Source organism: Aquisphaera insulae, assembly GCF_011064615.1.
Classification (GTDB): domain Bacteria; phylum Planctomycetota; class Planctomycetia; order Isosphaerales; family Isosphaeraceae; genus Aquisphaera; species Aquisphaera insulae.
This window is the reverse complement of record NZ_JAALJH010000007.1, coordinates 1-22,738: the sequence shown is the minus strand read 5'-3', so window position 1 is coordinate 22,738 and position 22,738 is coordinate 1. Positions and strand designations below refer to the sequence as shown.

At 69.2% G+C, this 22,738-nt stretch carries 20 protein-coding genes; 10 read left to right on the top strand and 10 right to left on the bottom strand.

Annotated features, from left to right (window positions below; translation table 11 throughout):
• Positions 1–27: 27 nt before the first annotated feature.
• Both G6O54_RS06245 and G6O54_RS06240 read right to left on the bottom strand, forming a co-directional pair.
• Complete coding sequence (locus G6O54_RS06245) at positions 28–1,296, bottom strand: DUF362 domain-containing protein (protein ID WP_165221681.1); 1,269 nt, start codon at positions 1,294–1,296, stop codon at positions 28–30.
• 98 nt (positions 1,297–1,394) lie between these two features.
• Positions 1,395–3,860 (bottom strand): glycoside hydrolase family 95 protein, encoded by a 2,466-nt coding sequence (locus G6O54_RS06240; RefSeq protein WP_165221678.1) that lies wholly within the window; start codon positions 3,858–3,860, stop codon positions 1,395–1,397.
• A gap of 383 nt (positions 3,861–4,243) precedes the next feature.
• On the opposite strand from G6O54_RS06240, the gene G6O54_RS06235 reads away from it, so the two are divergent.
• Positions 4,244–4,393, top strand: a complete 150-nt coding sequence (locus G6O54_RS06235) for a hypothetical protein (RefSeq protein WP_165221675.1) — start codon at positions 4,244–4,246, stop codon at positions 4,391–4,393.
• Positions 4,394–4,612: 219 nt separating this feature from the next.
• Here G6O54_RS06235 and G6O54_RS06230 read toward each other — a convergent pair whose 3' ends face one another.
• The 8 genes from G6O54_RS06230 to G6O54_RS06195 form a co-directional block, all read right to left on the bottom strand.
• Positions 4,613–5,548, bottom strand: coding sequence for an urease accessory protein UreD (locus tag G6O54_RS06230; protein ID WP_165222104.1), 936 nt, complete (start codon positions 5,546–5,548; stop codon positions 4,613–4,615).
• A gap of 17 nt (positions 5,549–5,565) precedes the next feature.
• Entirely contained in the window at positions 5,566–6,204 is a 639-nt protein-coding gene (ureG, locus tag G6O54_RS06225; protein ID WP_165221672.1) for an urease accessory protein UreG, read from the bottom strand.
• Between the two features lie 32 nt (positions 6,205–6,236).
• Positions 6,237–6,905, bottom strand: coding sequence for an urease accessory protein UreF (locus G6O54_RS06220; protein ID WP_439650243.1), 669 nt, complete (start codon positions 6,903–6,905; stop codon positions 6,237–6,239).
• Between the two features lie 17 nt (positions 6,906–6,922).
• On the bottom strand, positions 6,923–7,522 hold the full coding sequence (locus tag G6O54_RS06215) for an urease accessory protein UreE (protein ID WP_165221666.1): 600 nt from the start codon (positions 7,520–7,522) through the stop codon (positions 6,923–6,925).
• Between the two features lie 34 nt (positions 7,523–7,556).
• Positions 7,557–9,278, bottom strand: a complete 1,722-nt coding sequence (locus G6O54_RS06210) for an urease subunit alpha (protein WP_165221663.1) — start codon at positions 9,276–9,278, stop codon at positions 7,557–7,559.
• Between the two features lie 26 nt (positions 9,279–9,304).
• Positions 9,305–9,706, bottom strand: a complete 402-nt coding sequence (gene ureB, locus G6O54_RS37755) for an urease subunit beta (protein WP_256368971.1) — start codon at positions 9,704–9,706, stop codon at positions 9,305–9,307.
• A 161-nt stretch (positions 9,707–9,867) separates the two neighbouring features.
• On the bottom strand, positions 9,868–10,170 hold the full coding sequence (locus G6O54_RS06200; RefSeq protein ID WP_165221657.1) for an urease subunit gamma: 303 nt from the start codon (positions 10,168–10,170) through the stop codon (positions 9,868–9,870).
• 53 nt (positions 10,171–10,223) lie between these two features.
• A complete protein-coding gene (locus tag G6O54_RS06195) occupies positions 10,224–11,117 on the bottom strand; it encodes an urea transporter (protein ID WP_165221654.1) in 894 nt (297 codons plus the stop codon).
• A 276-nt stretch (positions 11,118–11,393) separates the two neighbouring features.
• Here G6O54_RS06195 and G6O54_RS06190 point away from each other — a divergent pair, with 276 nt between their 5' ends.
• The 9 genes from G6O54_RS06190 to G6O54_RS06150 all read left to right on the top strand — a co-directional run bounded on the left by G6O54_RS06190 (position 11,394) and on the right by G6O54_RS06150 (position 22,706).
• Positions 11,394–13,118: a porin gene (locus G6O54_RS06190; protein ID WP_250846740.1), complete on the top strand. Its 1,725-nt coding sequence runs from the start codon at positions 11,394–11,396 to the stop codon at positions 13,116–13,118.
• Positions 13,119–13,224: 106 nt separating this feature from the next.
• Positions 13,225–14,637: a DUF418 domain-containing protein gene (locus tag G6O54_RS06185; RefSeq protein WP_165221648.1), complete on the top strand. Its 1,413-nt coding sequence runs from the start codon at positions 13,225–13,227 to the stop codon at positions 14,635–14,637.
• A gap of 15 nt (positions 14,638–14,652) precedes the next feature.
• Positions 14,653–14,889, top strand: a complete 237-nt coding sequence (locus tag G6O54_RS06180; protein WP_165221644.1) for a hypothetical protein — start codon at positions 14,653–14,655, stop codon at positions 14,887–14,889.
• A 215-nt stretch (positions 14,890–15,104) separates the two neighbouring features.
• A complete protein-coding gene (locus tag G6O54_RS06175) occupies positions 15,105–16,601 on the top strand; it encodes a GMC family oxidoreductase N-terminal domain-containing protein (RefSeq protein WP_165221640.1) in 1,497 nt (498 codons plus the stop codon).
• Positions 16,598–17,512 carry an archaetidylserine decarboxylase gene (gene asd / locus G6O54_RS06170; RefSeq protein WP_165221637.1) on the top strand — a complete coding sequence of 305 codons (915 nt, stop codon included), beginning with the start codon at positions 16,598–16,600 and terminating at the stop codon, positions 17,510–17,512. Before G6O54_RS06175 ends, asd begins: the two co-directional genes overlap by 4 nt.
• Complete coding sequence (locus G6O54_RS06165) at positions 17,484–19,355, top strand: Rossmann-fold NAD(P)-binding domain-containing protein (RefSeq protein ID WP_165221634.1); 1,872 nt, start codon at positions 17,484–17,486, stop codon at positions 19,353–19,355. Before asd ends, G6O54_RS06165 begins: the two co-directional genes overlap by 29 nt.
• Positions 19,356–19,376: 21 nt before the next feature.
• On the top strand, positions 19,377–21,587 hold the full coding sequence (locus G6O54_RS06160; protein WP_165221631.1) for an aminotransferase class III-fold pyridoxal phosphate-dependent enzyme: 2,211 nt from the start codon (positions 19,377–19,379) through the stop codon (positions 21,585–21,587).
• Positions 21,584–22,126 (top strand): hypothetical protein, encoded by a 543-nt coding sequence (locus G6O54_RS06155; RefSeq protein WP_250846739.1) that lies wholly within the window; start codon positions 21,584–21,586, stop codon positions 22,124–22,126. The genes G6O54_RS06160 and G6O54_RS06155 overlap by 4 nt, the downstream gene beginning before the upstream one ends.
• Positions 22,127–22,385: 259 nt before the next feature.
• Complete coding sequence (locus G6O54_RS06150; protein ID WP_165221628.1) at positions 22,386–22,706, top strand: DUF1016 N-terminal domain-containing protein; 321 nt, start codon at positions 22,386–22,388, stop codon at positions 22,704–22,706.
• Positions 22,707–22,738 lie beyond the last annotated feature (32 nt).

Below are 22,738 nucleotides of genomic sequence, written 5' to 3'. Positions count from 1 at the left end.
TTCGTGGCGGTGACGCGTGCGATGCGATCACGACACGTCGATCGCCGTGTGCTGGACGGAGAACCTCCGCCCCCGGGGCGAGTTCAGCTCGAAGAGGCCCAGGCCGAGGAACCCGGCGAGCCGGATGTGCTGCGGCTGGCGGACGTCGAAGCCCTCGGCGCCCAGGGGATCGGAGGCCGTCCGCCCGGAGGCGGCCACCGGCGGCAGCCCCTTCTCCTTCCGCTTGGCGTCGATCTGCCTGAGGAGAATGTGGTCCATGGCCACCGGATCCGTGGAGAACATCAGGGCGTTGTTCTCCCAGGTCCATTCCACCTTGCCGGTGCCGGGGCCCCCCTGGAAGACCCCCGTGATGCCGTCCATGATGTTCAGGACGCACTTCCTGCGGATGATCGGGTGCGAGACCACCTGCGGGATGAAAATATTGCAGATGTTCGAATCCGGCGTGCTGTGCGAACGGCAGACGTTGTTCACCAGGCCGTGGCTCATGTTCTTGAGCGCCCCCGTCACCCCGGCCGATCCGTGGTCCTTGAGCACCGGCAGGTTCACGATCTTGTTCACCCGCTTCGTGACCAGCAGCCCCAGGTGCGACCGCCTGGTCCGGTCATCCTTCGGGTCCTCGCCGACGTTCACCGCCTCCAGGTGCACGAACTCATCGGGGTCATACCCGGTGACGTGGGAGAGGTCGTCCACGGGCAGGTCGTCCTTCCCCTTCAGGTCGAGCTGGCGGCCGTTGTATCCCGCCCCCAGGGCCAGCCACTCGACGCCGTCGGGCACGGCCTCGTGCATCTTCGCGACCAGGAACTCGGCGCGGTAGCGTTCGAAGACGACGATGTCGCGGGGCTTCACGCCGGCCGCCTTCAGGCCCTCGATGACCTCCAGCATCAGCTCGCTGGAGGTATTGGCCAGGGGGTTGCCCACCGGGTTCATCTTCACGCCGACGACGTCCCCCGGCTCGAAGAACCGCCGCCAGGCGGAGACGGCGTCGTCCGCGCCGGTCAGCGCCTTCATGCCACGGTCCACCGACTGCTTGATGGCCTCCCGGCTCTTGACGCCCTTCACGATCATCCGGGGATTGCGAACCTCGACGACCTTGCCCGGATACGGCCCGGGGATCCCCAGCGACCCATCGCCGATCACGGGCACGTGCACCGGCGCGACTCCGCTTGCCGCCGCCGCGGCCTTCGGCTCCTGGGCCGAGACGTAGCTGGCCCCGAGGGCCCCCAGGGCCGGAGCCGCGGCGACCGCGCCCAGGAAATCACGACGGCCGAGGCATGCGGGATTCTTGCGGTCGGACATGCTGGACCCCTTCCGGGATAAGTCGGTGGCGACGCTCTCCGCCCGCAACTATCTCATGCGGGCGGGGACCGGGCAAACCCTTTTGCCCCGCCGACGGCTCAACGACCGCCGACGGGGGCGAGAGTCGCGCCCAGGTTGTATCGCCCCCCCTTGACGGTATCGATCGCCACCGTCCGGTCACCGAGCCGGACCTTCGCCGTGCCCCCCAGCGATGAGGCGATCGCCGCCGAGGCGAGCGTTCCGTCCTTCCAGGCGATATCCACCGTGAAGCCGCCGCGGGCGCGCAGGCCCTGCACCGAGCCGGTCGGCCAGGCCCTCGGCAGGGCCGGCAGCAGGTGGATCTCCCCGTCGGCGGCATGGCTCTGGAGGAGCATCTCCGCGACCCCGGCCGGGAAGGCGAAGTTGCCGTCCATCTGGAACGGCGGGTGGCTGCCGAAGAGGTTCGGATGGACGCCGCCGGGGCCGATGCGGAGAGTCCGCTTGATGAGCGCGAGCGCGTGGTCGCCGTCCCCCAGCCGGGCCCAGAGGCAGACCTTCCAGCCGGTGGACCAGCCCGTCCCCTCGTCGCTCCGCCCGATCAGGGACTTGCGGGCCGCCTCGCGCAGCTCCAGCGTCCCGCGGCCGATCTGCGACCCCGGGTACATCCCCCAGAGGTGCGACAGGTGCCGGTGATGCGGCTCCGGCTCCTCGAACGGCCGGAACCACTCCTGCAACCGGCCGTCGGGCCCGACCTGGAGCGGGTAGAGCTTCGCGAGCGACGCCTCCAGCCTCGAACGGAACTCGGGATCCGTGTCCAGGACCTTGGTCGCGGCGATGACGTGGGTGAACAGGTCGTGGATCAACTCCAGGTCCATGCTGCTGGCCATCGCCACCGCGGCCGTCTTGCCGTCGGGCGTGCGGAACTGGTTCTCCGGCGAGGTCGAGGGCGACGTCACCAGCCGCCCCTTGCCGTCATCGATGAGGAAGTCCAGGCAGAACTCCGCCGCGCCCTTCATGAGCGGATAGGCGGTGTCGCGGAGGAACGCCACGTCGCGAGAGAACTCGTAGTGCTGCCAGAGGTGCTGACAGAGCCACGGCCCGGACATCGGCCAGAGGGCCCACGTGGCGTCGCCGTCGCCGTAGTCGCCGACGGGCGCCGTCTGACACCAGATGTCCGCGTTGTGGTGCGACACCCAGCCGCGGCAGCCGTAGTTGACCTCGGCCGTCTTCCGGCCGTTGAGGGCCAGGCCGCGGATCAGCCAGAAGAGAGGCTCGTGGCACTCGGCCAGGTTGGTCACCTCCGCCGGCCACATGTTCATCTCGGTATTGATGTTGATCGTCCAGTTGCTGCTCCAGGGGGCGCGGATCTCGTCGTTCCATATTCCCTGGAGGTTCGGCGGCGGGCCTCCGGGGCGGGACGAGGCGATCAGGAGATAGCGGCCGTACTGGAAGTGGAGCCGCACCAGCGCCGGATCGTCGGACCCGTACTTCTTCACACGCTCATCCGTGGGGAGCGGCGGGGCGTCCGCGGGCGAGCCGCCCAGGTCCAGCGCCACGCGGCGGAAGAGGGCCTGGTGGTCCTCGACGTGCCGGGCCAGGAGGGCCTCATGAGCCTGCCCGACGGCCGCGCCGAGCCGGCGCTTGGCCTCGCGCCCGGGGTCCATGCCCTCGCGTGCCGGCGAGCGGTCGAAGCCGTTGAAACTGGTGGCCTCGCCCAGGAACAGCAAGGCCGAGGTCGCCCCCTCGACGCGGATGAAGGAGTCATCAACCGACACGAGCCCCCCGTCGGCCGTCGCCCGCAGCCGGCACTGGAAGCGCATGCCCTCGCCGTCGTCCTGGTAGATGACCGGGTTCGGGCGATTGTAGTAATTCGGGTCGACATGCGCGGGGGCCTTGCCATCAAGGACCAACTCGTCGATGTCAGCCTTCGTCTTGAAATGGAGCCGGCTGCCGAGCCGGGCCGTGAAGTTCAGCGCCCCAGGGCGACTCGCGGACAGGCGGACGACGAGCACGTTGTCGGGGTGGGAAGCGAAGACCTCGCGACGATACGAGATCTCGCCGATCCGATACTCGACCAGGGCCACCGCGCGATCCAGGTCGAGCCAGCGCCGGTAGTCCGTGACCTCCGCCGGCTCGGGCTCCCCCTCGTGGAGCTTGAGGACAAGCTCTCCCAGCGGCAAGTAGGTCTGCGTGTAGGGGCCCATCATCTTCTTGCCGAGCTGATGAGCTTCCGCGAATTTGCCCTCGGCGATGAGCCGGCGGATCTCCGGCAAGGCCTGCCGGGCGCCGGGGTTGTTCCCGTCCTTGGGGCCGCCGGACCACAGCGTGGTGTCATTGAGCGCGATCCGCTCCGAGAGGATGCCGCCATACACCATGCCGCCGAGCCGGCCGTTGCCCACGGGCAACGCCTCGAGCCATTCCTTGGCCGGCCGCGCGTACCAGAGAGCTAGGGTTTGTTCGGGCGGCTTCCGTGAGCCCCGGACTGTCGGCTCGGCCGCTTGAAGGCCGGCCGGGGCCAGGAGTAGAATGACCAGCGCCACGCCCATCGTCGGCGCGATCCCCATTCGCGGAGCTGTGCTTCCCATCGCGGAGTCCCTGCTCATGCGTCGTGAACGGATCTGCTCGTGCTCACGCCCCCGGGCCCCCATCTCGGTAACCTTGCCCAGGCTCGGCGCGGTAGTGCTTACAAATCGAGCGGATTTCTTCGCCCCAAACCGCGGAGCATCCACGCGCGTCCCGCTCTTGATGCCTGCCCGGGGGGCTTCGTTTATCCTTAACACGGAGAACATTTTACGGCAGCCGCGCGGGGCGTCGCCATCGGCCCGCGGGCGAAATCCGAACAGATTCCGGGATCAAGGTGTCTGTGGTATCGGTGTTGCTTTAATGACCTGACGGGCCCGCTCGGGAGCACACGACGGGCCCTCACATCGTCTCAACGGTTCTTTGCCATTCCCACGGAGGCGCGACCATGAGTGCCAAGAAGCGTCGCAAGATCTACGGTGTCCGTCGGGAGACTCGCCGGCCTCGAGGCTGGACGCGATGGTTCCAGGAGGGCTTCTTCGAGGCCGACACGGCGGGGAGCATCCGCCTCCGCACGGTCCTCTGGGGCCAGAAATAGGAGCCCGGCCCGCACGGTCGACTTGCTTCGCCAATCGCGTCCTTCCACCTCCGTATCCCTTATGGAGGCCCATGACCCGCAAGGCCGCACGGCCCCGGGAGGCAGCCCCTTCCCTCACCATCGGGGCCTTGCCGCCTTGCGGGGGGTGACCCGCCCCCAATTCCAACGTCACGTCATAACTCGTTCATGCGATCATCAATCATCATCTCGCCGCGTCGATCAACTCCAGGGGAATGCCGGCGGGACGTGGTGGCCGGCGACCATCTGGCGCGCAACGCCCCAGAAGGCCCGTACGCGGGCCCTCGCGACGGCCGATTCGCTCGCCAGGAGCTTGTAGATCAGGCCCGCGTCGTTGGGGAGGCGGGAGACGCCGTCCACGCAGCCGGATGAGAAATCGGAGCCCGTCGGGAAGGCTTCGGCGATCCGGTCGGCGTGGGCCTTCGGCGTCAGCAGGATGACGTTGCCGAAGATGTCGAGATCGCCCATCACGCCGATGCCCCGGGGCGGGGTCCTCCCCGGCTCGATGACGAGCTTCTCGGCGAACAGCGACGCCCCATCGGGCCTCGCGGCGCGGACCGTGGAGGAGAAGAGGTCGTACTCGAAGCTCTCGCCCCCGCGGTAATGCTTGCGGCCGGCCCAGAGGATCTCCGAGTAGAGGAGCGTTGCCGTCGGGTGGACCTCGATCGCGGTCCGCGTCAGGAACCGCGAGTGCCGGAACGGGATCACGGCGTCCGGGAGGTATTCCAGGTACGCCCCCTCCTCGACGACGATCGACTGGTCCTGCGCGGCGAAGTTCGCGTCCATCTCGTGGATCTTGGTCGCGGCCTGGGTCGTGACGTGCCCGCAGGCGCCCGGCCCGGCCTCGATCCGGATCCGGTAGCGGTCCCCCTGGAGGATGCCGCCGGAGTTGGTGATGATGAACACCCAGGGCATCCGCGGCATCGCCTCGTCGCAGTAGAGTGCCTTCTGGACGATCAGCGGCGCCTTCCGCTCCATCGCGGCGAGGATCGACCGCTCGCCCCGCCGCTCGAACCGGAGCCGCAGCCGCGCATCCTTCATCGGCGAGCCGCTCGGGAGCTGCCTCGGCTCGTCCCGGTAGGGGTCCAGCTCGGGCTCGTCGTAAGGGGGCGAGGCCGTCGCGTCCGGGCCCGGCATCGTCGTCGTGGTCTCGCTCACGCGCCGGCGCCCTCGGGCTCGAGGTCGAAGAGGATATTGTCGCGGATCAGGCGGACGAGCTCGTCGATCCCCTCGCCGCTCTTGCAGTTGGTGAAGACGAACGGCTTCTCGCCCCGCATGGCGCGCGAGTCATCCTCCATGACCTTCAGGCTGGCGTCCACGTACGGGGCCAGGTCGGTCTTGTTGATGACGAGGATGTCCGACTGGCTGATCCCCGGCCCGTTCTTGCGGGGGATCTTGTCGCCGGCCGCCACGTCGATGACGTAGATGAAGAAGTCCACGAGCGCCGGGCTGAAGGTGAGGGTGAGGTTGTCGCCGCCGCTCTCGATCAGGACGACGTCGGTATCCGGGAAGCGGGCCTCCATGTCCTCCACCGCGGCGAGGTTCATGCTCGGATCCTCGCGGACGGCCGTGTGCGGGCAGGCGCCGGTCTCCACGCCCAGGATCCGCTCCTCGATCAGGATCCCCTTGAGCGTCCGCCGGACGTGCCGGGCGTCCTCCGTCGTCACCACGTCATTGGTGATGATGAGGACCCGGATCCCCAGGCCGATCAGCTTCGGCGTGATCGCCTCCACGATGGCCGTCTTGCCCGACCCCACCGGCCCGCCGACGCCGATCCGCGTGATCTTCTTCATGACGCTGCCATCCTCATCCCATCAGTTGCCGGTTAATTCATGAAGAGGCGGACGGTGGCGCGGACGTGGGCGGCGGCCAGGATGTCCACCTGGGGGGAGAACGAGGCCATGTCCGAGAGCGACCGGCCGCGGGCCTCCTCGTAGGCCGCCGGGGCCTCGTCGCCGATCCGCCGGAGGATGGCCTGGGCGTCCATGTGGCCGATCCGCATCAGCCGCATCGAGGCGTTCACCATCATGGCGGCCACCCCGTACTGATGGGCCGCGAAGGCCGAGGATTCGTCGAGGCCGAGGGCCTCGAAGGCGAGGGCCTGCGCGACCGGGTAGGTGCCGGGCGTCCGGCCGCGGCGGATCTCCTCGAGCCACGCCTGCACGCCCGGCGCCTCGGCGATCGTGACGGCCACCTCCGCGAGCTTGCGGCCCATCCGCACGGACATGAGCCTCATCTCCTCGTTGAGCTTGCGGTCGAAGGCCTCGCGGTCGGCCCGCGCCACGAGCGGGCGGTCCCCCGCCCGGGCGGCCCGGAAGGCGACCAGGAGCGCGACGCCGTCCGTGGTGGCCGAGGTCCTCGAGGCCGCCCGGACGAAGTCCTCCAGGCCCTTCGCGTCGCGGACGACCTTCGCCTGCACGGCGGACTCCAGCCCGTTCGAGAACGAGAAGGCGCCCACGGGGAGCGCCGAGTCCCCGAGCTGGAGCAGCCGCATCATCGAGGAGATCGTGGTCAACGCGGCCCCTCGGCGCTCGTGACATGGCGGCCGGGATCGTGCGGATGCACGTGCGAATGGGGCGTGGCGTCGGCCCCGCCGAAGAGGCGGCGGGCCTCGTGAGGGGCCAGGTACGGGATGACCTCGAGCCCCGGCCGGAACTCGTGGGTGATCCCGGCGAAGGCGTGGGTCCGCATGACGGAGTCCATCACGCGGCGGTCCACCGTCAGCGGGACGTAGACGGAGGTCCCCTTGACGACGGCCGGCCAGTGCTGGTTCCCCAGCGCGTGGCCCAGCTCGAAGCAGGTGCGGGCGAGCGTCTCCGCCGGCTCGCCCAGCAGGGCGTCGAGGTGGATGACCAGGACGTCCTGGAGTCGAATCCGGACGGCGATGGCCGTCCTGGTGCCTTCATCCCAGCCCAGGATGTCGCCGTCGTGCAGGTGGGACCCGCGGTCGAACGCGACGGCGACCTCGGCGCCCGACCTCGTCCTGAGGCGAAAGCGGTTCTTCTGGGCCTGCCACTGATCCAGCTCGAGGACATCCACCGTGGCCGTCGCCAGGCGGTCCGCCCACGAGGCATCGGCGAGGTTCCCGAGCGGCTTGTCGACGAGAAGCATGATGGGCCTCCTGGGGGCCGGTGCCCCGCCGCGATCAGCCGAAGAAGTGGAGCCGGTTCAGGCTGATCGACTTCGGCGGCTCCACGGTGGCGTGGACGCCGTCCACGGTCACGGCGAAGGTCTGGGGGTCCACGTCGATCCTGGGCAGGAAGTCGTTGCGGACGAGGTCCCGCTTGGTGATCGTGCGGGTGCCGTAGACGGGGCGGACGATCTTCTGCAGGCCGTACTTCTCCGCGACCCCCAGCTCGTGGGCCTCTCGCGAGATGAACGTGACGCAGGTCTGGTAGCGGGCCGAGCCGAAGTCGCCGAACATGGGACGGTAGATCATCGGCTGGCAGGTCGGCAGCGATGCATTCGGGTCCCCCATGTTCGCCCAGGCGATCAGGCCCCCCTTGAGGACCATCTTGGGCTTGGCCCCGAAGAAGGCGGGCTCCCAGAGGACCAGGTCGGCCATCTTGCCGGGGGCGATGGAGCCCAGGCAATCCGCGATGCCGACGGTGAGCGCCGGGCAGAGCGTGACCTTGGAGACGTAGCGGAGCACGCGCTGGTTGTCGTTGCCGGACTTCGCGTCCTCGGGCAGGGTGCCGCGGGCCTTCTTCATGATGTCGGCGGTCTGGACGGTCCGCAGCCAGGTCTCGCCGATCCGGCCCATCGCCTGGGAGTCGCTGCTGATCATGGAGATGGCCCCCATGTCGTGGAGGACGCTCTCGGCGACGATCGTCTCGCCGCGGACGCGGCTCTCCGCGAAGGCGACGTCGGAGGGGATCTTGGGGCTCAGGTTGTGGCAGACCATGATCATGTCGAAGAGCTCGGCCACCGAGTTGACCCCGCAGGGGAGCGTCGGGTTGGTGGAGCTCGGGAGGACGTTCGGCTGGCCGACGACCTTGAGCAGGTCCGGGGCGTGGCCGCCGCCGGCCCCTTCGCTGTGGTAGGTGTGGATGGTCCGGCCGTCGAAGGCCGCGATCGTGTCCTCGACGTAGCCGGCCTCGTTCAGGGTGTCGGTGTGGATCGACACCGAGACGTCGTACTCGTCGGCGACCTTCAGGCAGGCGCGGATGGCGGCCGGGGTGGTGCCGTAATCCTCGTGGATCTTGAAGCTGGCGGCCCCGGCGCGGATCTGCTCGACCAGGGGGGCGACGCCGGCGGAGTTCCCCTTGCCGTGGAAGCCCATGTTGATGGGCAGGCCGTCGGCGGCCCGGAGCATCATCTCCAGGTTCCACGGGCCGTTCGTGGTGGTCACGCCGTTGGTGCCGTCGGACGGGCCGATGCCGCCCCCCCAGAGCGTGCCGATCCCGTTGCTGAGCGCCGCCCATGCTTGCTGCGGGCAGATGTAGTGGACGTGGACGTCGATCCCCGCGGCGGTGAGGATCAGGTGCTCGCCGGAGATGGCGTCGGTGGCCGTGCCCGTGGAGAGCCCCGGCGTCACGCCGTCCATGGTGCTCGGGTTGCCCGCCTTGCCGACGCCGACGATCTTGCCGTTGCGGATCCCCACGTCGGCCTTCACCACGCCCAGGATCGGGTCCAGGACGGTCACGTTGGTGATGACCATGTCCAGGCAGCCGGAGGACTGGGTGAGCTGGTTGTCTGAGCCCATCCCGTCGCGGAGCGTCTTGCCGCCGCCGTACTGGAGCTCGTCGCCGTAGACCCGCAGGTCGCGCTCGATCTCGATGAAGAGGTCCGTGTCCCCGAGGCGGATCTTGTCCCCGACCGTCGGCCCGTAGAGGTCCGCATACTGCTTGCGCGAAATTTTGTGCATGAGAGGCTCCCCGATCCGGCCGATGGTCAGCTCTTGGAGGACTTGAATCCCAGCTCGTTCGCCCGCGCCACGGCGGTGGTGAGGTTGGGCCGGTACGTCGCGGGGGGGCCGCCGCCGGTCCAGCCGTCGACCAGGTTGTTGAAGCCGTAGCAATACTGCTTGCCCCCCATCGGGACGAGCGAGACCTCCTTCTCATCCCCGGGCTCGAAGCGGATGGCGGTGCCGGAGGGGATGTCCAGCCGGAGCCCGAACGACGCGGGGCGGTCGAACTCGAGCGCCCGGTTGACCTCGAAGAAGTGGAAGTGCGACCCGACCTGGATGGGCCGATCGCCCGTGTTCCTGACCTTCAGCGAGATCGCCTCGCGGCCCTCGTTGAGGGTGACGTCCCCGGCGGCGACGATCAGCCCGCCGACCGGCGCCGTCGACATGGTGCTGGCGTGCGGGGCCGCCCCGGGCTCCCGGAGCCAATCGCCCACGCCCGGCTCGTGCCCCTGGTCGCCGCCGCCATCGGGTTTCTTCGTCTCGGCCATCGGGGATGCTCCTGCCAACGGACAATGAGGTATGCGGATCGCGTGCCGGCGCCCTCGCCTCACCTGATGGGGTCGTGGATCGTCACCAGCCGGCTGCCGTCGTCGAAGATGGCCTCCACCTGGACGAACGGGATCATCTCCGCCACGCCCTCCATGACGTCGCCCCTGGTCAGGACCGTGGCCGCATCCTTCATCACCTCCTCGACGGTCTTGCCCTCGCGGGCCCCCTCCATCGCGGTGGCGCAGAGGACGGCCATGGTCTCGGGGTGATTCAGCTTCAGCCCCTTGGCCTTCCGCTTCTCGGCGATCTCGGCCAACTGGTAGATCATCAGCTTCTCGATCTCGCGCGGGGTCAGGTGCATCGGTTCGCCTCCGCAAGAGGAGCCGGGGACGCGGGCCGGCTGCCCTCTTCAGGTCAGGGACGCGCGGTCTCGCGCTTCTGCAAATACGGATCCAGGGCAAGGAGGATCAGGACGATCCACGACGCCGCCACGAACGGGGCCGTCAGGGCCGGCAGGCCCAGCGAGCTCGGGAAGAACTCCGTCAGCGGCACCGAGACGAGCGCCGCCAGCAGCACGGGGACCAGCGACGGCCGGGCCAGCCAGATGGCCATCGCCGCCAGCGCCGCATTGTAGCCATAGATCCCCAGCGCGATCGAGGCCTCCGGGTCGCGGTGGTAGAACGCCAGTAGCGTGCCGGCGACCGAGCCGATGACGGCCATGGCCGCATGCCGCCATTCGGATAGCGCGATGCCCACCAGGAAGAGCAGGCCCGTCAGCGGGCTCGTCCCCAGCCAGACCTCCGCCTCGCCCGCGAGCACCTCGCTCAGGAATCCGGCCGGGGACGCCGTCACGGCCGGCGCCGGGCCCGGCGGGGCGTCGATCCCACGACCCGACATGCCGTGGACCGCCAGCAGCAGTGCCCAGGTCACCGCGATGAACGGCGCCGTGTACGTCGGGAACGGCACGTACCGGCGGCAGAGCCGCGTCACGATCGCCGCGAGCATGCAGCCGATCACGATCGCCGCCCACGTCGTCGGCCGCGGCTGCAGGAGCACCAGCGGCGCCACGCCCACCAGCGCCGAGTTGAACCCGTAGAGCCCCCGCTCGATCTCCTCCCGCGGGAACTCGCCCAGGAGGGCCGTCGCCGTGCCGATCGCCGACCCGAGCAACGCGCCGAAGGCCACCAGCGGCGACCCCACCGCCAGCCCGGCGAGGAAGAAGGCGCCCGTCGCGGCGCTCGGCTGGAACATCACCTGCGCCACGCCGCGGAGGACGACGAGGACCGCCCGCCGGGGATCATCTCTCATCCATCCAAGAGCCTTCGGAGTCGTCTCGATGATGACACACTCAGGTCGCGATGGGGACCGAATGGAGCCGGGTCAGGGAACTACGACGAGTGGATGGCGACAGTTCCCGGCTCCGGGTAGCACGCCTAGGGTTCAGATTACCGGGAAGAGTTGAAGGGTCAAGGCGCCAGGAGCCGAAACAAGCAGAAGACTCGCCACGATCGCCACATCCGACACTATACGGATTACCCTCTCCCCAGGTGAGCGCGGGCTCCATTCATGGGCACGATCCCCATCATGACGGGCCGATCGCGACGGCGGCGGCGGCTGCCGGCCCTCGGCCTCCTCGGCGTCCTGTGCTGGACGCCGACGGCGGGCCCCGCCGCCGCCCAGGACCCGGCGCCCGCGATCGCCCCCGCCCTGCCCGCCGCGCCGACGAACGCGGAGCTGGCCGAGGAGCTGAGGCGGCTGCGGTCCGAGGTGGCCGAGACGCGTGCCCTGCGTGATGAGGTCCACAGCCTCCGCGGGCAGATCCAGTCCATGAACGCGGCGGCGGCCGGCTCGGCCGCAAGGGCCGGAGATCCCAACGCCTGGGGCGACGTCGGCCCCGGGGCGGGCGCGAACGCGGGAAACTTCCGTAACGGCACGCCGGCCGGTACGAGTGCCGACGCCGGCGGCCGCGCCACGCTGCCGACGCCCGGCCGCTATCAATCCGGAGCCTTCGCGGGCGAGACCGACGTGGAGGTCCAGCGATTCGGCCTCAAGAGCCGCTACAAGTACAACGACAAGGCCACCGGCCCGCTCGGCGGCGGCGGCTACTTCCATTTCGGCTCCGAGGACGACGAGTTCTCGCTCAACGTCACCAACCAGATCACCGTCGATGGCACCTTCGTGGACCGCACGGGATTGCCCACGAACGAGCAGGGGTTCAATGTCCCCTGGGCCCGCACCTTCCTCTACGGCAACATCACCAAGGACTTCAGCTACCAGGTCGGCACCCAGGGATTCCTCGGCACCTTCAACCTCCTCGACCTGTTCATGGCCTGGCATATCAACAAATATGTCACGATGCGGGCCGGCAAGGGCCTGACGCCGCCCCTCTATGAATACTACGGTTTCAGCCCCGCGCTCGAGCCGGTCATCACCAACTCGCCGCTCTACCAGCTCGCCGCCAAGCGTCCCGTCGGGGTGATGTTCACCGGCATGCTCTGGAAAGAGCGGATCCAGTGGTGGTCCGGCGTCACCAACAGCGGCACCAGCCTCTTCGGGAACCTGGACCGCAACGTGGACTACAACGGTGCGGTGGACCTCACGCCATTCCGCGGCGAGGGCTGGGACAACACCGCCTGGGAGGGCCTGGGCGCCGGCGTCGGCTTCTCCTCCGGCTACCAGCAGTATCTGCTCCATCAGGAAGGCGTCTCGATCTCGAACAACGGCGAGGCGACCACGAACCCCGCCTTCTCCACCGTCCTGGGCGTCCCCTTCCACACGTACAACGCGAACGTCTCGGCCGACGGCATGCGGAGCGTCTTCGCGCCGCACGTCTACTGGTTCGGCCGGTTCAGCGTGCTGGCGGAGTACATCGACTTCAGCCGCGAGCTCGTCGACCCGACCACCCGCGGCCGGTCCACCCAGCGGGCCTATTACGTGAACCTGTCCTACTACCTGACCGGCGAGCGCGACTTCAAGGGGAACGGCTTCCAGGGCTATTCCACGGTCATCCCCAACCGGCCGTTCAGCCCGAGCAACGACCTGTGGGGCCCGGGCGCCTGGCAGCTCGCCGCCCAGTGGTCGGAGTTCAACGCCGGCACCGGCGACTTCAATCGGGGCTTCGTGGATCCGGCCGTCAACGCCAGCCGGATGCAGAACGCCATGGCCGGCGTCAACTGGTGGCCCAACCGCTTCACCCGGTTCAGCTTCAACTACGTCTGGACCCACTTCAACAACAGCATCCCGCTCTCCGGCAGGAGCCCGGTGGACGGCTACCAGACGTTCTGGATGCGGTTCGCCATGTTCTTCTGATCGGGCCGCGGACGGCCTTCCGCGCCGCAATATTCGCGGGTATCGTGCGAACTGCCGTAGGTCGCCGTGACACCGCCGCTCCCGGCCAAGCCCGAGAGGACGCACCATGCCGCCGGAATTGCAGGACGTAGCCCCCGAGAAGGACGGACCGCCCGTCGAGCCGACGATGCTCGACACCGAACCTCGCGTGCCTCATGACCCGGAGGCCGACCTGGCGCCCCTCACCGCGGCCGCCGCCCCGGTCACACCCGAGGAGCGATTCGCCTCCGTGGACACGCTCCGCGGCTTCGCCCTGCTGGGCATCCTGGCGATGAACATCGTCCTCTTCGGCTGGCCGGGCGCCGCCTACGGGAACCCGCTCAAGGGGGGCGGATTCACGGGGACCGACCGTTTCATCTGGCTCTTCAACCACCTGGTCTTCGAAGACAAGATGATGACCCTCTTCTCCATGCTCTTCGGCGCCGGGCTCGTCCTGATGGGCGAGCGGGCCGAGGCGCGAGGGGCGTCGATCCGCGGCGTGTATTACCGCCGCGTCCTCTGGCTGCTGGCGATCGGCCTGGTCCACGCGTACCTCATCTGGGAGGGGGACATCCTGGTCCTCTACGCGGAGTGTGGCCTCTTCCTGTACCTCTTCCGCCGACTGTCGGCGAAGGCTCTCATCACGATCGGCCTGATCTTCAGCCTGATCCTGATCCCGATCGTCCTGGGCTTCGGCCTGGCCATCCGGTCGCTCGAGCGGATCACCGCGCGGGTGGACGCCCAGGTCGCGGCCGGAGAGACGCCCACGAAGTGGGACAGGAAGCTCCGCGACCTCTGGGCGGAGAAGCTCCAGAAGGAGCTCAACCCCAACCCCGCCCAGGAGGCGAAGGACTGGGACGAGGCGATGGCCGCGCACCGGGGCCGTTACCTCGATGTCGTCAAGCAACGCGCCCCGGAGCTGTTCATCGGGCAGACGATCGGCTTCGTGCTCGGCGGGTTCTTCTTCGCCATGTCGCGTATGCTCCTGGGCATGGGCCTGATGAAGCTGGGCGTCTTCTCGGCGGAGCGGTCGCGGCCCTTCTACGCCTGGCTGGCCGCCCTCGGCTACGGCATCGGCCTGCCCCTGATGGTCGTCGACGCCCGCGAGCTGATCCGCCATGCGTTCCGGCCCGAATACATGTGGAACGGCGGCGCCTTCTACAACCTGTTCGGCAGCCTGGTCGTCGCGCTCGGCCATGTCGGCCTGATCATGCTCCTGGTGCAGTCGGGCACCCTATCCTGGCTGACCGGCCGCCTCGCCGCGGTGGGCCGCATGGCCCTCTCGAACTACCTGACGCACTCGATCGTCTGCTCCACGCTCTTCTACGGCTACGGCCTCGGCCTCTTCGGCCAGGTCAACCGAACCGGCCTCGCCGCGATCGTCCTGGTTATCTGGGTCGTCCAGCTCCTCATCAGCCCGATCTGGCTGAAGCACTTCCGCTTCGGGCCGGCCGAATGGCTCTGGCGGTCGCTGACGTACGGGAAGATGCAGCCGATGTGAGGCGGACGATGACCCATGATCAGCATGACCGAGGATCAGTGGAGGCAGTCCGATGATGTCCCCCTGATGCTGGAATGGTCCCCGCAGCGGCGGATCCTGGAGTCCGCCGCCTTCTTCGTCGACGCGTCGTTACGATATCCCGGCCCCGGAGGAATGGGGGATTTCAAGCAATATCAACACTTCCTCCCCGCTCCCCTCCTCCGCGCGATGGTCGGCGACCCGTTCCGCGGCACGTCGTCGGGATCGGCCTGAACGGCCGGCGGTCCCGCCGGCTCGGTGACTTCATCACGTCGCAACGAGACGCACGCAGGGTCTTCCCCCGAAAATCACGCCGCCTTCACGATCCTCCGTCGTCGTCGAAGGTTTCCATTCAAGTATCGTTAAATCTTGTCAAGTGCATTGTATCCGGGCCGCCCCCAGGTCACCATCCTGACGACGCAGAAGCGGGTCGAGGGGGAGCGGGTCGAGTGCAGCATGACTTCGACGTGATCGTGGTCGGCGGCGGTGCCGGGGGGGGTACCTTTGCGTATGCGTGTGCCAGGGCGGGGAAGTCCGTCCTGATCCTCGAGCGGGGGGGACGGCAGGCGGTCGGCGGGCCGGTCCACGACGAGCGGACGATGCTCATCGACAAGGGGCCGTACGACGACCGCGAGGTCAACGTCAACGGCGCCCGTCGCCGCCTCTACATGGGGGGGCTCCTCGGGGGCGGCACGAGCCTCTACGGCGGCGCCCTGATCCGGCCGAGCCTGGGGGACTTCCAGCCCGGCCGCCACTACGGCAAGCGGATCTCGCGGGCCATCTGGGACTGGCCCATCTCCTACGACGACCTCGAGCCCCACTTCACGGAGGCCGAGCGGCTCTACGGCGTCGCCGGCTGCGCCGACGAGGATTTCGGCCCGCTCCAGAAGCCGGCCCGAGGCTATCCCGGCAAGCCCCTGCCCCTGCACCCGCTCAACGAGCGGCTCATGGCCGCGAACCGCGAGCGAGGGCTGCGCCCGTTCCGCCTGCCCCTGGCCATCGACGCCGCGCGCTGCCTCCGGTGCGCCACCTGCGCGGGCTATCTCTGCCCGACCGGCGCCCGCGGCTCCGCGGCCCAGTTGATCGAGGCGGCCGTGGATCGCGGCGACCCGATCACCGTCCGGACGCGGGTGGAGGTGGAACGGCTGGTCAAGGGGCCGAAGGCCGGGGTGACCTCCGTCCTGGTGCGCGATCGGGACACGGGCGAGCGTACCCAGTACCGGGCCAGGCGGTACGCGCTGGCGGCGGGCGCCATCGGCTCGCCCCACATCCTGCTGCGGTCCGGCTTCGATCACCCGCTGATCGGCAGGAACTACATGTTCCACATCGGCGCGATCGTCGCCGGGGTCTTCCCCTTCTCGACGGCCGCGGACGCGTCGTTCATCAAGCAGGTCGGGTTCGCCGACTTCTATTTCGGCACCAGCCGGTATCCGCACAAGATGGGCCTGGTGCAGTCGCTCCCGGTGCCCGGGCCCTTGATGTCCGCCAAGGTCATGCCGTTCCTGCCCGCGCCGGTCCGCCAGTTCCTCCGCGAGCGCGTCCTGCTGCTCGCCGGCATGGTCGAGGACCTGCCCAACCCCGCCAATCGGGTGACCCTGGCCGCCAACGGTGGGGCCAGGCTCACGCATCGCTATGCCCGCTACGACCTCGCCCGCCGCAAGCGCATGACCCCCGCGATCGCCCGGATCCTGAAGCGGGCGGGCGCGGTCTACTGCATCGCGCGAAAGTTCATCTCGCACGAGCACGTCGCCCACCAGTGCGGCACGCTCCGCTTCGGGATCGATCCGGCCCATTCCGTCCTCGATCCCGACTGCCGGATGCACTCCGATCCCTCGGTGTTCGTCGTGGACGGCAGCTTCCTGCCGACGTCGCTGGGCGTCGGCCCGGGGCTCACGATCGCGGCCAATGCCCTCCGCGTGGCGTCCGGAGTGGTGTCGGAGCTATGAGCACGAGCCCCCCATCCCTCATCGGCCCGGGACGCCGCCTCGCGATCTGGCTCGAGCAGGTCCGCCAGGCCCGCCGGATCCATGGCGGATTCCTGCGACTCTGCCTGGCGGCCGCGGTGGTGAAGCTCTCCCGCCTCCCCATCCCCTCGCGGCGGCTGCGGCTCCGGCTCTTCCGGGACCTCTACGCCCGGATGTACCCGCCGGGCCTGAACGCGGAGGAGGCGGACCGGCCGCTCGAGGATTATCGCTCCATGTACGACCTCTTCACCCGGGGGGTGAAGCCGGAGCATCGCCCCATCCCCGCCGACGGCCGGGCGTTGCTCAGCCCGTGCGACGGCGTGGTCCAGGATATCGGCCGCGTGGAGCGGGGCAGGCTGCTCACCGTCAAGGGGATCGAGTACTCGGTGGCCTCGCTCCTCGGCGACGGCGACGACGAGGACGCGAAGCCGTACGAGGGCGGGGCCTTCGCGATCGTCTTCCTGTCCCCGATCGATTGCCATCGCGTCTTCAGCCCGATGGACGGACGGCTCGGGCGGGTCGCCCACATCCCGGGGGCACGCCTCCTCGTCCATCCGCCATTCCAGAGGCCCGAGTTCCCGGTGTACACCTTGAACGAACGCGCGGTCTTTCGCCTCGAAGGGGGCGGAGGCTCGTGTGCGGTGGTCATGGTCGCCGGCTGGGGCGTGGGGAACATCACCTCGCCGCTGGCCCCGTGGCTCCGGGCCCGCCCGAGGCGCGTCGAATCTCGCACCCCGGATCCGCCCCCCGCCGTCCGGCGCGGGAGCTGGCTCGCGACCTTCGGCCTCGGCTCGACGGTCGTCCTGATCTCCTCCTCGTCGCCCGAGGCGACGCCCCTGGTCTTCCCCAACGAGAAGGTCCGATATGGACAGCCCATATTCCGCCTCGCCTGACCCCTCGACGCCCCCCGTGCCCGGGATCGACTCCGTCGGCGTCGGCATGGCGGTGCGCGACGAGCGGCCGAGCACGGGGGAGATCGTCGTGGTGGCCGACCTCGGCAATCCCATCGCGGCCGACTACGCGGAGTTCCTGGGCCGGGGGCCGCGGGCCGGCGCCGTCCTCGTCCCCGGCGGCATGACCGGCCGCCTCGCCCGCGAGGCGGATCGAATGAGCCTGATCCTGTTCCTCACGCCTCGTCCGACCGCGGAAGGCCGACGTGCCCTGGCGGATCTGCTGAAGGCCGTGCAGGGGCGGGATGTCCGGTTCGTTGGGATCGTCGGCTCCTTCCGGATCCACCTGGACGACCCCGAGTGCGAGGCGGCCGAGCGCGACGCCCTGGCCCGGGTCCGCGAGGGCGTGCCGGACGCCCGGGTCGTCGTCCTCCGCCCGGGGCACGTGCTCGGCGGGCGCTCGCCCGTGGACGCGTCCTTGAGGCGTCTGGCCCCGTTCTCACCCCTGGTCCCGGGGCGGCTGCACTCCTGCTTCATCCAGGGTCAGGAGCTCTTCGCCGCGATCGAGGCGTTGCGGACCGAGGCCGCGAGCCGCGAGGACGGGCCGTCGACTGGAGCGATGAGCCGGGCCCCTCGGCGCGACGGCCGGGCCTACACGCTACTCGGCGAGAACGCGTCCTGGCGCGAGCTGCTCCGCCGCCATGAAAGCCCGTCTCTCGGCGGGACGATCGTCGCCGCGGCCGCGACGGCCCTGTCGTGGCTGGGCGTCGGCCAGGCGGCCGGGCTCGCCCTGACGCTCCTGGCCGGGCGGATCCCGAGGCTGAGGGCATGGAATGTCCATACTCTCAAGCCGCGATCGCAGGGCGAGCTGATCTCGCTCTGCCATCCGGGGAACATCGGCCGCGTCCGGGTGGTCGGCTACAACAACGGCGTGAACCACTTCGGCCATCGGCACCCGGGGAAGACGGTCGTCTCGACGGTCCGCTGCCGCCGGACGGCCCGCATCGGCCCCGGCAGGCTGAAGGCCGACGCCGGCGCGACGATCCGCGACGCCCTCGATTGCCTGTCGGCGAGCGGCGAGGACCTCTACGTCCTCCCCAACTACTCGTACGTGTCGCTCGGAACCGCCCTGTTCGTGCCGATCCACGGATCCTCGGTCGACTTTGCCACGGTGGCCGACACGATCGACCGGGTCGTCTTCTACGACCCCGATCGCGACCGGATCGTCTCGGCCTCGAGGGACGACGCGGAGTTCGCGGCGACCGTCTACAACCTGAAGTCCCGCGCGGTCGCCCTGCGGCTCTACCTGCGGACGAAGCCGAAGGCCGGCTACTTCGTCCGCCGCGAGATCCGGACGAGGCCCACCGCGGGCGAACTGCTCGAGGCCCTCCGGGATCGCGGCGCGACCAACGTGGAGGTCCGCCAGGGGAGCGCGGCCAGCGACCGGGTGACCGTGAGCAAGTACTACAACGAGCCGGGCACGGCGGCCGGGACGGCCCTCGAGCTCCCCCGCGACGCCCTGGGCCGGCTCTGGGACCGGCTCGAGGAGAATCCGATCTCGTCCTACCTGATGCACGCCCTCAGCCGGCACGTCGCCTGGCACACGGAGCTGTTCCTCACCCCCGACGAATTCGAGGTCTTCTGGAGGACCCACGCGAAGGTCCCCCTGCGGAAGATCCAGCTCCGCTACATCCGCCGGGACGGCATGCCCCACTCCCCGTTCCGCGACGGCGATTGCGTCTCGGCGGACCTCTTCCTGTTCCGCCCCGACAAGCCCGCCTATGACGAATACGTGAGACGGACGATCCCCTCCGTCCGATTCAACCCCGGCAAGCACAGCAATTGACTGGAATCGAACACTCCTCGCATGAACCAGCCAACATCATTCGCCGAGACCATCGAGCCGACATCCGCGATGCCCGACGCGTCCCCATCGCCATTGCCATCGCCGCTGGCGACCATCGAGCCGATGATCGCGGAGCGGGAGCCGAACCTGCTGCGGCTCTACCTCAACCCGCACGTCGTCCAGGCCTGCTTCTGCCTGGACCGCTACGTCCGAGAGACGTGGACAGCGAGAGCCTCCGGGCCGAACGGCCGCCACGGCGGGGAGGAATGCCAGTCGTTCCTGGCCAACAGCCTGGGGGAGGCCCTCGGCGGCGCGATCAAGCTCGTCCGCCACAATCGGGGGGCGGTCGCCGCCCCGTCGAACGGCCTGATCCTCGACCCCACCGACCGCCTGACGGGATTCGCCCACCTGGACCTGACGGGAGGAAGCCGCGCCGAGTTCCTCCCGGGCCTCCGCGTGATCGGCGGGGACCAGCTCGACGAATTCGCCGCCAGGATCGCGTCCGAAGGGGCCGGCACACGCTACGACCTGCTCGTCCTGGTCGCCGATCCCGACTTGCAGATCGAACGGCATGCGGAGGCGATCCGCGGGCTGATGCGTCGCGACCGTCCGGCGCTCATCGTCTGCGTCGACCGCGGCGGCCTCGACGCGATCCGCGGCGGCCCGCGGGGCCTCCTGCGGGAGTCCATCCCGGACGTCGTCGTCTTCGACGAATCGTTCACGGGATACGGGGTGCCGTTCGGCGCCTTCACGGCCCGTCGGTCGCTCTTCGCCGCCTGGAACCGGCCCGGCAAGAGCACCTTCCACTCGACGACCTTCCAGCCGAACACGGTCTCGACCCGGCACTTCATGAATTGCCTGGCCGCGGAGGACCCGGACTTCCTCCATCGCCACGCGGGGGAGCTCGCCGCCTTCCGCGACGACCCGGCGCGGCGGGCCGACGGCCTGGGCCGATACTACAGCCCCTCGCTCCGCCGCCTCATCCGGGTCGCCGGCTTCGAGACGGGCGAGATCCGGACCGACGGGCCCTTCGTCGTCGTGGACGGGCGGAGGGTCTACGACGTCGTCGGCGGCGTGGCGTGCAGCGTCCGGGGCCACAATCCCCCGACCTACCCGGACGAGATGAGATCGTTCATCGGCCTGGCCGATCGCGATGAGGCCGAGCTGCGAGGCCGGCTCCGAGAGCTCACCGGCCTGGGAGAGATCCTCCCCGCGGTCAGCGGCGCCACCGCGGTGGAGAACGCCCTCAAGCTCGCCCTGGTCGCACGGTTCCCCAGGCGGCACATCATGGCCCTGAAGGCCGGCTTCGGCGGGAAGACGCTCGTCTCGCTGGCCGGCACTGCCAACCCCTTCTACAAGGAGAACGTCGGCCCCCTCCACGCCGAGGTCCACTACGTCGACCCCTTCGCCGCCGACGCGCGGGAACGGATCGACGCCCTCCTCGCGGAGCACGAGTTCGCGGTCGTCCAGGTGGAGCTGATCCAGTCCGTGGGCGGGGTGCGGCCGATCCCGGGTGAGGTGATCGCGCACCTCGACGAGCGCCGGGCGCGCGGGGGTTACCTCCTGCTGGTCGACGAGGTGCAGACCGGCATGTACCGGACCGGGCCGTTCGTCCGGTCCCGGGCCCTCGGCCTGGCCCCGGACCTCCTGCTGCTGGGCAAGGCAACCTCGGACATGATCTTCCCGTTCGCCCTGACGCTCTATTCCGATGCCGTGGCCGCCGCGGTGTCGGAACGCGGCCCGGCGCTCGTGGATTCGATCCGGCGTGGCCAGGGCTACGAGCTCGGGTACAGGACCGTCCTGAACGTCCTCCGCCTGGGAGACGAGCTGGACCTCTCGCGCCGGGTCGCCGAGTCGGGCGAGCTGTTCCGGCGCCTGCTCCAGGAAGGCCTGGGGTCGCACAAGGGGATCCGCGACGTCCGGGTGTTCGGCCTGCTCATCGCGATCGAGATCGACGCCCGGGGCGGGCTGAGGCGACGGCTCCGGAAGCGACTCTCGGCCCTCTACCTGCTCGCCATGCTCCGCCACGATCGCTTCCCGTTGCTGGCGGGCTTCTGCCAGTATGAGCCGGAGACGCTCAAGGTCACGCCGCCGCTCGACGCCGGCCCGGAGGAGATCCGGCGGGCCTGCGAGACGATCGTGGACGTCCTCCGCAGGCCGCTCCCGGGGGTCTTCCTCGCCGGCCTTCTCCGCATCCTCATGCCGTTTCGGACACGAAGGAAGGAACGATGATCACGCCGACGACCCAGCCTCAGACTCGGCCCCTGAGCATGACGCACGTCAACTTCCCTGGCCTGTACACCAGGCATCTCGGCCGGCATTCCCAGTTCGGGATCAACGTCAACCACCTGCTGGCGCTCTATCTCATCTGGTTCGGCATCTACGAGACCCTCGCGCAGGTCGCGCTCCTGCTGGGCGCACCGGCCTGGTGGGTCGTCGTGCCCCCGGCCCTGGCGTACCTCATCGCGGTCGGATTCAACGCGACGATCCGGGCCACGCTGGCGACCGCCGCCTTCCTGGTCCTCTTCGTCGCGAGCGTGCTGGCCGTGCCCCGGTTGCCCGCGTGGTCGATCCCGGCGTTCCTCGGGCTGGTCCCCATCGGCTACAAGATCCAGACGTGGGGCCACCGCATCTGGACCACGGCCGCCGACATGTCGGAGTTCAACAAGCGGTTCCCCCCCGGCCGCGAGCTGAACTTCATCCTCCTGATCTACGAGGTCCCCATCTGCCTCCAGTACCTGATCTTCCGCCGGGCCGACTGGCGCCGCTGAAGCGGCGCAGTTCGTCGTTTAAGCGCGTGGACTGGGTTGTTCTACTGTTTCTATGTGCGGCCCGCTGTGGCAGGCAACGGCGAAACCCGACTCCGGACGTTGAAGAGGGCCCAGTCCAGGTGTTTAGAAACCCAACTTGTGACCTTTCCTCGCTGGGGCGGGTGGGGAGGCGGATAACTCTCGGATAGCTTGAAAGACCACCCGGAATTGTCTCGGCTTCCGCCTCCGCGCGAAGGCCGCGCCGTGGTATACCACCCGCATGGCGAAGCAGAAAAAGACGGGGGCATCGCTGCCCGCGCCGAGTGACGTCCATGGGCCCTCTTACGACGAGATCCTTTCGGGGATCTCGGACCTCCTCGAGGTCGCGCGCCGCTTCGCGGCCAGGGCCGTCAACAACGTCATGACGGCGACCTACTGGGAGATCGGCAGGCGGATCGTCGTCTCCGAGCAAGCTGGCCAGGCCAGGGCGGATTACGGCGAGCAGCTCATCGTCCGGTTGGCCCATGATTTGACCGGGCGGTGGGGGCGTGGATTCGGGGACCGCAACCTCTATCAAATGCGACAGTTGTACACTTTTTAGGTTCATCCGGCGGAAGCGCGCGCCGGGAGATA